Below are 12,245 nucleotides of genomic sequence, written 5' to 3'. Positions count from 1 at the left end.
GCTCCAGTCCTGCCCGCCCGCGACGGTCTTGTCCAGCGCCGGTGGTCGCTCTGCCACGCCGCCGCCTGCCGCGCACGGGGGCGTCTGGCGCCTGCGCCGGGGCCGGGCTACAACCGCGCGACGGGGCGGAAGATCGAGGCGCAGCGCGTGGATTGGCACTTGAAAGTTCTCGAGGTGATCGACCTTCGGTCATTCTCCAACCTGTGGTTCTGGATTGCGCTTGCGGTGATGTGGTCGACCACCAGCCATTGGGTCCTCGGCGTGCCCTACGACATGGTCACCCGCGCCGCGCGCTCGGGCGGCCGCGCCGAGACCGATCTCGAGGATCTCGTCCGGATCAACACCAACCGGCTGCTCTTCATCGCCAATGAAAGCGGCTTCTGGCTGGTCATGCTCGGCTCGTTCCTTCTGGCCGCCATCGCCAGCCTCGGCTTCGCCTTCGGCGTGGAGCTGGCGCAGGCGCTGTTCCTGATGCTGATGCCGATGTCGCTGGTGGGACTCCTGAGCGTGCGCGCCGCCAGCCGGATCCAGGCGCGCGAGGCCGTGGGCGCCGATCTGCGCAAGATGCTGCAGCGCCACCGTCTCTCGGTTCAGGTGGTCGGCATGATCTCGATCTTCGTCACCGCGCTCTGGGGCATGTACCAGAACTTCTCGGTGGGCGCGCTCGGCTGACCGTCCCCCCGAGGGCGGTCCCGCTTCTTGACGCCGTGCCCTGCGCGGGCCATCTGAGCGCTCATGGCAAAAGAGCAGCACATCCGCATGGGCGGCGCGCCCGAGGGCTTCGACGCGCGCCTCGTCCTGAACGAGGCCGCCAGCGGTCCCGTCATCCATGTCGCGCGCGACGACCGCCGTCTTGCGCAGATGCGCGACGCGCTGGCTTTCTTCGCGCCCGACATGCCGGTGGTGACCTTCCCCGGCTGGGACTGCCTGCCCTATGACCGCGTCTCGCCCCATGCCGAGATCTCGGCCGCGCGCATGGCGACGCTCGCGGGGCTTGTGCACGAGATGCCCTCGCGCTTTGTTCTTCTGACGACGCTCAACGCTGCGACCCAGCGCATTCCCGCCCGCGCGCTCCTGCGCGAGGCGGCCTTTTCCGCGCGGGTGGGCGAGCGTGTCGACGAGTACAGCCTGCGCGGCTTCCTGGTGCGGATGGGCTTCACCCAGGCGCCGACCGTGGTCGAGCCGGGCGACTACGCCATCCGCGGCGGTCTCATCGACGTCTGGCCTCCGGGCGAGGGCGGGCCGGTACGGCTCGATTTCTTCGGCGATGTGCTCGACGGCGCGCGGCGCTTCGATCCGGCCACCCAGCGCACCACCGACACGCTCGATGCGGTCGAGTTCGCCCCGGTCTCCGAAGTCATTCTCGACGAGCACGCGATCACCCGCTTCCGCCAGAATTACCGGGTCGAGTTCGGCGCGGGCGGCACGCAGGACCCGCTCTACGAGGCAGTCAGCGCGGGCCGAAAGCACCAGGGGATCGAGCACTGGCTGCCGTTCTTCCACGAGCGGCTCGAGACGCTCTTCGACTACCTGCCCGACGCGCCGGTGCTTCTGGACGACCAGGTCACGCCTGCGCGGCTGGCGCGCTGGGAGAGCATCCTCGACCAGTACGAGACCCGCAAGCACGCGATGTCCCAGAAGGGGCGGATGGACACGGTCTACAAACCCGCGCCGCCCGAGGGGCTCTATCTCGACGATGCCGCCTGGGAGGCGGCTGTGACCGGGCGGCGCGTGGTGCAGTTCCATCCCTTGCCGCAGGGCTCCGGGCCGGGCGTCGTCGATGCCGGCGGGCGGATCGGACGCAACTTCGCGCCGGAGCGTCAGCAGGAAAAGCTGAGCCTTTTCGCTGCGCTGGCCGATCATGTGAAGGCAAGGCTTCAACAGGGGCCGGTCGTCGTGGCCTCCTATTCCGAGGGCGCGCGCGAGCGGCTTTCGGGTCTGATCGAGGACGAGGGGCTCGCTGAGGCGATCCCGATCACCGACGCGACCCGGATCGGCAAGCGCGGTCTCTACCTCGCTGTCTGGGCGCTGGAGGCGGGCTTCGAGGGGCCGTGGCAGAGCGGTGCGAAAGCCGACGCCGCGTCCCGCATCACCGTCATCTCCGAGCAGGACGTGCTCGGTGACCGGCTGATCCGCCAGCCGAAAAAACGCCGCAAGGCCGAAAACTTCCTGAGCGAAGTTCAATCGCTTTCGCCTGGCGATCTGGTTGTTCACGTCGATCACGGCATCGGGCGCTACCAGGGCATGGAGGTCATCACCGCCGCGGGCGCCGCACATGAATGCCTGCTCCTCGACTACGCCGAGGGCGCGCGGCTCTACCTGCCCGTCGAGAACATCGAGCTTCTGTCGAAATACGGCCACGAGGACGGCCTTCTCGACCGCTTGGGCGGGGGCGCCTGGCAGGCCAAGAAGGCCCGGCTCAAGGAGCGTATCCGCGAGATGGCCGACCGGCTCATCCGCATCGCCGCCGAACGGGCGCTCCGGAAGGCGCCGATCCTCGATCCGCCGCAAGGGGCCTGGGACGCCTTTATCGCGCGCTTCCCCTATGCCGAGACCGAGGACCAGCTTCGCGCCATCGAGGACGTGATGGCCGACCTGCAATCGGGCCAGCCGATGGACCGGCTGGTCTGCGGCGACGTGGGCTTCGGCAAGACCGAGGTGGCGATCCGCGCGGCCTTCGTCGCCGCCATGTCGGGCGTGCAGGTGGCGGTGATCGCACCGACGACGCTGCTGGCGCGCCAGCATTACAAGGAGTTCGCCGAACGCTTCCGCGGCTTCCCGCTCGAGGTCCGTCCGCTCTCACGCTTCGTCTCGGCCAAGGACGCCGCCGCGACCCGAGACGGCATCGCCAAGGGTTCGGTCGATATCGTCGTCGGCACGCACGCGCTTCTGGCCAAGTCGATCAAGTTCCAGAACCTCGGGCTCCTGATCATCGACGAGGAGCAGCATTTCGGCGTCGCGCACAAGGAGCGTCTGAAACAGCTGCGCTCGGACATCCATGTCCTCACGCTGACGGCGACGCCGATTCCGCGGACGCTGCAGCTGTCGCTGACCGGCGTGCGGGACCTGTCGATCATCGGCACGCCGCCCGTCGACCGCCTGGCAATCCGCACCTATGTCTCGGAATTCGACGCGGTCACGGTGCGCGAGGCGCTCTTGCGCGAACATTATCGCGGCGGGCAGAGCTTTTTCGTGGTGCCGCGCATCTCGGATCTCGCGGAGATCGAGGAGTTCCTGCGCGACCAGGTGCCCGAGGTGTCCTACATGGTGGCGCATGGGCAGATGGCGCCGGGCGAGCTCGACGACCGGATGAACGCCTTTTACGACGGCAAAAACGACGTGCTTCTGGCCACGACCATCGTCGAGTCGGGTCTCGATATCCCGACGGCCAACACGATGATCGTGCACCGCGCCGACATGTTCGGCCTCGCGCAGCTTTACCAGATCCGGGGCCGGGTGGGGCGCTCGAAGACCCGCGCCTATGCCTACCTGACCACCAAGCCACGGGCCAAGCTGACGCCCGGGGCCGAAAAGCGGCTGCGGGTGCTGGGCTCGCTCGACACGCTCGGGGCGGGGTTCACGCTGGCAAGCCAGGACCTCGATATTCGGGGGGCGGGCAATCTTCTGGGCGAGGAGCAATCCGGCCAGATGCGCGACGTGGGCTACGAGTTGTACCAGTCGATGCTGGAAGAGGCGATCGCCAAGATCCGCTCGGGCGAGATGGAGGGGCTGTCGGAGGCCGACGATCACTGGGCGCCGCAGATCAATCTCGGCGTGCCGGTGCTGATCCCCGAAGACTACGTGCCCGATCTCGACGTGCGGCTGGGGCTCTATCGCCGACTGTCGTCGCTGACGACGAAGGTCGAGCTCGAGGGCTTCGCGGCCGAGCTGATCGACCGGTTCGGCAAGCTCCCGCGCGAGGTCAACACGCTGCTTCTGGTGGTGCGGATCAAGGCGATGTGCAAACGCGCAGGCATCGCCAAGCTCGATGCCGGCCCGAAAGGCGCGACGATCCAGTTCCACAACGACAAGTTCGCGAGCCCCCAGGGCCTTGTGGAGTTCGTCCAGGCGCAGAACGGGCTGGCGAAGATCCGCGACAACAAGATCGTCGTGCGCCGCGACTGGAAGCGCGACAAGGACAAGATCCAGGGCGCGTTCGCGATCGCCCGGGACCTCGCCGAGAAGGTCCGGGACGCCAAGCGCGAGACCGCCTGATCCGGCGGAGCGCGCGTTCCGCGCGCGCATGTCTGGCAGTCTGATCGTCCCGATCATCCTGCGGGGGCGAGGGGCGGGTCGCCCCTCGCGGTGCGGCGTCACCGGAGCGCGAGAACGGGCACGGCGTCTCCGGCTGTGCAGGCCGCAGGCGCGCGCTAGGTGGACGGGAAACCGTGACTCTCGCGAGGGACCTTCGTGGCCGACCGCTCTCCCATCCTGATCTGGCATCGCCGCGACCTGCGGCTCTCGGACCATCCGGCGCTCTTCGAGGCGGCCAAGACCGGCCGCCCGGTCATCCCGGTCTTCATTCGCGACCACGTGGTCGACGGGCTCGGCACGGCGCCGCAATGGCGGCTCGGGCTCGGGGTCGGGGCCTTCGCCAAACGGCTGGGCGAGAAGGGATCGCGCCTGATCCTGCGCTCTGGCCCCGCCCGCGAAGCGCTCGAAGCGCTGGTCGAGGAGACCGGCGCGGGCGCGGTCTGGTGGATGCGCGCCTACGATCCCGACAGCGTCTCCCGCGACGAGGCGGTGAAATCGGCGCTGAAGGAGAAAGGCGTCGATGCGCAAAGCCGCGAAGGCCACCTACTGCATGAGCCCTGGACGGTCGAGACCAAGCAGGGGGGCTTCTACAAGGTCTACACACCGTTCTGGCGCGCGGTGAAGGATCGCGAGATCCGCGCGCCGCTCGGAACGCCGGACACGCTCACCGCGCCGCAGAGCTGGCCCGACAGCGAAGCGCTCGACGATTGGGGGCTTGGCGCGGGCATGCGGCGCGGCGCGGATGTGGTGCGTCCGCATGTGCGTTTGGGCGAAGAGGCGGCGCAGGCGCGGCTGGGGGCCTTCATGGCCAGCAAAGTCGCCGATTACGACGAGACCCGCGACATCCCCTCGGTCGACGGCACCTCGGGCCTGTCGGAGAACCTGAGCCTCGGCGAGATCACCCCGCATCAGTGCTGGCATGCCGGGCTGCGGGCGCGCGAGGAGGGCAAGGAGGGGGCCGAGACCTTCCTGCAGGAGCTCGTCTGGCGCGAGTTCGCCTATCACCTGATGTGGCACACGCCGCGGATTGTCAGCGAGAACTGGAAGGAAGACTGGGACGCCTTCCCCTGGAACGAGGACGAACGGCTGAAGGAGGTGAAGGCCTGGAAACAGGGCCGCACCGGCATCGCTTTCGTCGATGCGGCCATGCGGGAGATGTACGTGACCGGGCGGATGCACAATCGCGGCCGGATGATCGTCGCGTCCTACCTGACCAAGCACCTGATGTGTCACTGGAAGATCGGCAAGGACTGGTTCGAGGACTGCCTGATCGACTGGGATCCGGCCTCGAACGCGATGGGCTGGCAATGGTCGGCGGGATCGGGCCCGGATGCGACCCCGTATTTCCGCGTCTTCAACCCCGAAACGCAGCTCGATCGCTTCGACAAGGAGCGCACTTATGTCCGGGCGTGGATCGCCGAAGGGCAGGAGCAGCCCTCGGACACCGCGCTCAGCTATTTCGACGCGATCCCCGAGCGCTGGCACATGTCGCCCGACGATCCCTATCCCGATCCGATCGTCGAGGCCGACGAGGGGCGAAAACGGGCGCTCAAGGCGTATGAAAATCGAGATTTCTGAATTGTGATCGCCGGTTAGGCTTGAAAGAGCGGTTTTCGCGCGGCTAGGCTCCACTGCAATCTGACGGGTGGCGGCTCCCGAGCGGGCGGGAGAATGAGGGTGACGAACGTGACGATCCGGACAGACACCGAGGGTGAAGGCAACCTGCCGCGCTATTTCGCGCAGGTCTTTTCCATGGCCTCAGACATGAACAACGGGCGGATCGATTTCGTCCTGCCCGACGGGCGCACCTTCCGGGCCGAGGGGCGCAATCCCGGCCCCATGGCCGAGCTGCATATCCACAACCCCGATCTCTTCGCTCGGCTGATCCGCGAAGGCGACCTGGGCTTCTGCGACGCCTATCTCGATCAATGGTGGTCGACGCCGGACCTCATGGCCTTCATGGATCTCGTCCATGCGGACAATGACGACATCTATGACGGCTTTCCCGGCCAGCGCCTGATCCGCGCCTACGAGATGCTGCGCTTCTGGCTGCAGAACAACTCCAAGCGCCAGGCCAAGAAGAACATCTCGTATCACTACGATCTCGGGAACCAGTTCTACGGGCTCTGGCTCGACGACACGATGACCTATTCCTCGGCACTCTTCGAGACCGGGCAGGAGAGCACCGAGAAGGCGCAGATCCGCAAATACGCCTCGATGGTCGACCAGATGGGCGCGAAGCCCGGCGATCATGTGCTCGAGATCGGCTGCGGCTGGGGCGGCTTCGCCGAATACGCCGCGAAAGAGCGGGGCCTCCGGGTCACCGGACTGACCATCAGCCGCGAGCAGCTCGCCTATGCGCAGGAGCGCATTCGCCGCGCCGGTCTCGAGGATCGGGTCACGCTGAAGCTGCAGGATTACCGCGACGAGCGCGGCAGCTATGACGGCATCGCCTCGATCGAGATGTTCGAGGCGGTGGGCGAGAAATACTGGCCGGTCTATTTCGAGACGGTGCGCGACCGCCTGAAACCGGGAGGCTGCGCCACGCTGCAGATCATCACCGTCCAGCACCGCCGCTGGCAGGTCTACAAGCGCGGCGTCGATTTCATCCAGAAATACATCTTCCCGGGCGGCATGCTGCCCTCGCCGGTGGTCTTGCGCGACGAGATCCGCCGCGCCGGGCTCGAGGTCGCCCGCAGCATCGAGTTCGGGCCGAGCTACAGCCAGACGCTGCGTCGCTGGCATGACACATTCAACGAAAAATGGGACGAGATCGGGCGGCTGGGGTTTGACGAACGCTTCCGCAGGATGTGGAACTTCTACCTGACTTCATGTGCCGCGACTTTCAGTTCAGGTAATTGCGACGTTACGCAGATCACTGTCACAAAGCCGAGTTCTTGATCTTATGCCCACTGCTCCGAAACTGGTCGCTGCCCTTCTCATGGCGGCGCTCGGATATCTTATCTCGGAGCTGATCAAGGAGCTCCTGCCCGACAGCACCGATTTCGGCATCTTCTCGATCGTCAACGCGGTGCTCGGATTCCTGGCGGGCTGGATCGTGGTCGGCAAGCGTGTCGGCCGCGGCTGGGCGGCGGCGGTCTCGAACGGTCTGACCGGCGTGGTGGCGCTGGTGGTCTGGGGACTGGCCGTGCAGGCGCTCTACGAGATGTTCCGCCTGTCCATGAAGCACCGGTTCCACGGCGCAATGGAAGCCCTGAACGAGGCCTTCGTTCTCTTCATCGACTATGCCGGAACGATGATGGTGCCCTCGGTGATCGGCCCGCTCCTGATCGGCGCGATCGTGGTGGGCTTCGCGTCCGAGAAAGCCGCGAAGCACTGGAGATAAGTCCCTGTCCGACCTGTTCTTCTACGGCACGCTTCGGCATCTGCCGCTGCTCGCGCTGGTGCTGGACCGCGCCGAGGACGCGCTTGCGCCCCTGACCGCCCGGCTCGACGGCTATGCCTGCCGCGCCGTGACGGGGCACAATTTCCCGATGATCGAGGCCCAGCCCGGCGCCGCGGCGTCCGGTCTTCTCCTGCGCGATCTGAGCGACGAGGATGTCGCGCGGCTGGCCTTCTACGAGGGCGGGTTCGCGTTCGAGCTGCGCCCGCTCACCGTCACGACCGAGACCGGCCCCGCCGAGGCGCGGGTGTTCTTTCCGCTGGGCGAGACCTGGCAGGCGGGCGCGCCCTGGAGCCTCGAGGGGTGGCAGCGCGACTGGGGCGAAATCACGCTTCTAGCCGCCGAAGAGGTGATGGCCCGCTACGGTCATCAATCGCCCGAAGCGGTGCAGGCGCTCTGGCCGTTCTTCTGCGCGCGTGGCTGGGCGCGCATTCTCGCTCGGGACACTGCGCCGCAGACGCTCCGCGCGAGCTTTCGCGCCGAGGACATGCAGCGTTTCGAGACGCGCTACCCGTTCAACGGCTTTTTCCGCATGGCCGAGTTCGACCTGCAATATCCGCATTTCGCCGGTGGCACGAGCGACCGGATCACCCGCGAAAGCTTCATCGCCTTCGACGCCGCGCTGGTCCTGCCCTACGACCCGGCCACCGATCAGGTTTTGTTGATCGAACAGCTGCGCTACGGCCCGCTCTGCCGCGGCGATGCCGCGCCCTGGGTGCTCGAGCCGGTCGCCGGGCTGGTCGAGGCGGGCGAGGACCCGGCCGAGTGCGTCATCCGCGAGGCCCGCGAAGAGGCGCATATCGAGCTCTCCGCGGTCGAGCGCATGACCCGCGTCTATGCCTCGCCGGGCTATTCGACCGAGTTTTTCCACTGTTATCTCGGGATCTGCGATCTCGAGGGCCGCGGCATGCGGCTCGCGGGCCTCGATGCCGAGAATGAGGACATCCGCGCCCATGTCCTCAGTTTCGACGACGCGATGGCGCTGTTCGACAGCGGCGAGATCAACGCAGGCCCCCTGGCCATGATGCTCCTCTGGCTCGCGCGGGCACGTCCGGGCTTGCGCGGCGCAGCTTGAGATCCTGCAGGACGCGGCCTACACCGTAGGCCACTGTTGCCCCGGAGGATATTCAGACCATGCGCATTGCCCGCGACCTTGCCGACGCGGTCGGCCACACGCCGCTCATCCGCCTCCGCAAGGCGTCCGAACTGACCGGCTGCGAGATCCTCGGAAAGGCCGAGTTCATGAACCCCGGCCAGTCCGTGAAGGACCGCGCCGCGCTCTTCATCATCCGCGACGCGGTGGAGAAGGGGCTTCTTGAGCCCGGCGGCACAATCGTCGAGGGCACGGCGGGCAATACTGGCATCGGTCTCGCGCTGGTCGGCGCGTCGATGGGCTTCAAGACGGTGATCGTGATCCCCGAAACCCAGAGCCAGGAGAAGAAGGACATGCTCCGGCTCGCGGGCGCCGAGCTCGTGCAGGTTCCGGCGGTTCCCTACAAGAACCCGAACAACTACGTGAAATATTCCGGCCGCCTGGCCGAGGAGTTGGCGCGCGACAGCGCCCATGGCGCGATCTGGGCGAACCAGTTCGACAATATCGCCAACCGCCGCGCGCATATCGAGACCACAGGCCCCGAGATCTGGGAGCAGACCGGCGGCAAGGTCGACGGCTTCATCTGCGCCGTGGGCTCGGGCGGCACGCTGGCGGGCGTCGCCGAGGCGCTGCAGTCCAAGGGCGTGAAGATCGGTCTCGCCGATCCCGAGGGGGCGGGGCTCTTCAAGATCTACACCGGCGAGGAGAACCCCGGCGACTCGATTACCGAAGGCATCGGGCAGGGCCGGATCACCGCGAATCTCGAAGGCTTCACCCCGGATTTCGCCTACCGCATTCCCGACGCCGAGGCCCTGCCGATCGTCTTCGACCTCCTGCAGGAGGAGGGGCTCGTGATGGGCGGGTCCACGGGCGTGAACGTGGCGGGCGCGATCCGTCTCGCCAAGGAGCTCGGGCCGGGGCACACGATCGTCACGATCCTCTGCGACTTCGGCAACCGCTACCAGTCCAAGCTCTTCAACCCGGAGTTCCTGGCGGGCAAGGGACTGCCCGTTCCGTCCTGGCTCGACCGCGCCCCGGCGTCGATCCCGGGCGTCTTCGAGGACGTATGAGACCCGCTCTGAGGATTTGCCTCGCGGCACTTGCCGCGCTGTGGATCTCTCTGGGCACGGCCTGGGCACAGCCGGACGCGACCGCGGTCGATTACGCGACCTGGGAGACGACGGCGGCCGAGGCCGAAGAGGCGCTGGGCGCCGCGCGGCCCGACGAGGACGTGCTCGAAGGGCTGCGCAGCCGGATCGCGGGGTTCCGCGACCGGTTCATCGCCCTGCAGGAAGAGCAGAGCTCGCGCATCTCGACGATCCAGGCCCAGCTCGAAGCGCTCGGACCCGCGCCCGAAGAGGTCGAGGCCGAGGACGTCGCCCGCCGCCGATCCGAACTGACCACCCAGCTCGCCGAGGCGCGCGCGCCGGTGCAGACCGCCGAAGAGGCCTTTACCCGCGCCGACGGCCTGATCCGGGAGATCGACCAGAGCATCCGCGCCCGGCAGACGCGCGAGCTTCTGCGCCGCGAGGCCGCGCCGCTCAACCCGGTGATCTGGACCGAGGCGGCTGCCGCGCTGGCGCTGACCCTCGAGTCGCTCTGGAACGAGATCGACGACGCTTGGATCGAGAACGCGGGCACGCAGGCCTTCTACGACACGCTGCCCTCGGTGATCGTCACCCTGGCCGCGGGCCTCATCCTGCTCTTGCGCGGCCGCGCCTGGGCCGAGGCGGCCGTCCGCTGGCTGCGCCGCGCGACCCGGCGCGGCTCGGGCGTCTGGCGGTTCCTCCTGTCGCTCGGGCTGATCGTGCTGCCCCTGACGGGCATCCTCCTGATCGTGGTCGCCGCGCGCCTGACGGGCTTCGTGACCGAGCGCGTCGACGCGCTGCTCCTGAACCTGCCGATCTGGCTCGGGACCTTCGTCTTCGTCCGCTGGCTGGCGCTGCAGACCTTCTCGGATGACGACCGCGAGGCCACGCTGCCCATCGCGCCGCAGCGCCGCTTCGAGGCGCGCGCCTATTTCAACATCCTCTCCATCCTGATGGTTCTGCGCGACGCGCGCATGACCCTGTCGGGCTTCGGCGACTGGTCCGCCGAGATCAACGGCGTCCTCGCGCTGCCGGTCCTGATCGGCGCGTCCCTCGTCCTCTTCCGCCTGGGCCAGATCTTCAGCAACGCCGAGGCGGTCTACGAGAACGAAGAGGCCGAAGCGAATTACGGCACGCAGTTCGAGATGCGGGTCCTACGCATCGTCGGCACCTTGCTGATGATCATCGCCTCGGTCGCGCCGCTCCTGGCCGTGGCGGGCTACGCGGCGCTGTCGCAATTCATGATCGCGCCCACCATCGCGTCCCTGCTCCTGGCGGGTCTGGTGCTCGTCCTGCAGCGGCTGGTCTCGGACATCTACGAACTGGTAACGGGCCGCACGACCGAGGAATCGCAGACGCTGATCCCGGTGCTCGCGGGGTTCATCCTGCTGCTCGCGGCCGCGCCCGTCGCGGCGTTGATCTGGGGCGCGCGGACCTCGGACATCACCGAGCTCTGGACCCGCTTCGTCACCGGCTTCTCCATCGGCGAGACGCGGATCTCGCCGCTCGATTTCCTCACCTTCGCGCTGGTCTTCGCCATTGGCTACGCGCTGACGCGGCTCTTCCAGGGCGGTCTGCGCACCACGGTCCTGCCCAAGACCCGGATCGACGTGGGCGGCCAGAACGCCATCGTATCGGGCCTCGGCTATGTCGGGGTGATCATCGCCGCGCTTGTCGCCTTCACGGCCACGGGCCTCGATCTGTCGACCCTGACCGTGGTCGCCGGTGCGCTCTCCATCGGGATCGGTTTCGGCCTGCAGACCATCGTCCAGAACTTCGTCTCGGGCATCATCCTGCTGATCGAGCGCCCCATCAGCCAGGGCGACTGGATCGACGTCAACGGCAATTCCGGCTTCGTCAAGGACATCTCGGTCCGCTCCACCCGCATCGAGACCTTCGACCGCTTCGACGTGATCGTGCCCAATGCCGATTTCATCACCGGCACGGTCACGAACTACACGCATGGCAACACGGTGGGGCGTCTGATCGTGCCGGTCAGCGTGTCCTACGGCACCGATACGCGGCAGGTCGAACGCATCCTGACCTCGATCGCGCGGGCGCATCCGCTGGTGCTGATGAACCCCGAGCCCTTCATCTATTTCAAGGGCTTCGGCGACAATGCCCTGAATTTCGAGATCCGGGTGATGCTGTCGGACGTGCTCGAAATCCTCGTCGTGCACACCGAGATGAACCACCAGATCGCCGAGCGTTTCTCCGAGGAAGGCATCGAGATCCCGTTCCCGCAGCGCGATATCTGGCTCCGCAACGCCGAGACGCTCACCGGCCAGACCGTCACCCCGCACCGCGCTTTTGCCGGTAAGGATCAGGGTACGCAGGAGATGCCGCCCGAGCCGCCGCGCCACGAGAAGACCTCGATGGGCGATCCCGACGGCGAATAGGCTGCGGG

The 12,245-nt window shown here is 67.2% G+C and carries 8 protein-coding genes; all 8 read left to right on the top strand.

Translation table 11 applies throughout. The annotated features are described in order from the left end of the window. The first annotated feature begins 147 nt into the window (after positions 1–147). The 8 genes from ACFQ4E_RS05625 to ACFQ4E_RS05590 all read left to right on the top strand — a co-directional run bounded on the left by ACFQ4E_RS05625 (position 148) and on the right by ACFQ4E_RS05590 (position 12,237). The gene (locus ACFQ4E_RS05625; RefSeq protein ID WP_386801962.1) at positions 148–672 is read left to right on the top strand and encodes a component of SufBCD complex; all 525 of its coding nucleotides are present in this window, start codon (positions 148–150) and stop codon (positions 670–672) included. A gap of 63 nt (positions 673–735) precedes the next feature. Further along, positions 736–4,215: a transcription-repair coupling factor gene (gene mfd, locus ACFQ4E_RS05620; protein ID WP_386801961.1), complete on the top strand. Its 3,480-nt coding sequence runs from the start codon at positions 736–738 to the stop codon at positions 4,213–4,215. Between the two features lie 195 nt (positions 4,216–4,410). Next, entirely contained in the window at positions 4,411–5,832 is a 1,422-nt protein-coding gene (locus ACFQ4E_RS05615; RefSeq protein ID WP_386801960.1) for a cryptochrome/photolyase family protein, read from the top strand. A 108-nt stretch (positions 5,833–5,940) separates the two neighbouring features. Continuing rightward, a complete protein-coding gene (locus ACFQ4E_RS05610) occupies positions 5,941–7,155 on the top strand; it encodes a class I SAM-dependent methyltransferase (protein WP_386802067.1) in 1,215 nt (404 codons plus the stop codon). Between the two features lie 4 nt (positions 7,156–7,159). After that, positions 7,160–7,600 (top strand): TrgA family protein, encoded by a 441-nt coding sequence (locus ACFQ4E_RS05605; protein WP_386801959.1) that lies wholly within the window; start codon positions 7,160–7,162, stop codon positions 7,598–7,600. Positions 7,601–7,604: 4 nt separating this feature from the next. Beyond that, on the top strand, positions 7,605–8,732 hold the full coding sequence (locus ACFQ4E_RS05600; RefSeq protein ID WP_386802066.1) for an NUDIX domain-containing protein: 1,128 nt from the start codon (positions 7,605–7,607) through the stop codon (positions 8,730–8,732). Positions 8,733–8,791: 59 nt separating this feature from the next. Further along, positions 8,792–9,820 carry a cysteine synthase A gene (locus tag ACFQ4E_RS05595; RefSeq protein ID WP_386801958.1) on the top strand — a complete coding sequence of 343 codons (1,029 nt, stop codon included), beginning with the start codon at positions 8,792–8,794 and terminating at the stop codon, positions 9,818–9,820. After that, complete coding sequence (locus tag ACFQ4E_RS05590; protein WP_386801957.1) at positions 9,817–12,237, top strand: DUF3772 domain-containing protein; 2,421 nt, start codon at positions 9,817–9,819, stop codon at positions 12,235–12,237. The genes ACFQ4E_RS05595 and ACFQ4E_RS05590 overlap by 4 nt, the downstream gene beginning before the upstream one ends. Positions 12,238–12,245: the final 8 nt, after the last annotated feature.

It is taken from the genome of Litorisediminicola beolgyonensis, from assembly GCF_042679605.1.
Lineage (GTDB): Bacteria > Pseudomonadota > Alphaproteobacteria > Rhodobacterales > Rhodobacteraceae > Litorisediminicola > Litorisediminicola beolgyonensis.
This window is presented reverse-complemented; position numbering and strand designations above follow the sequence as displayed.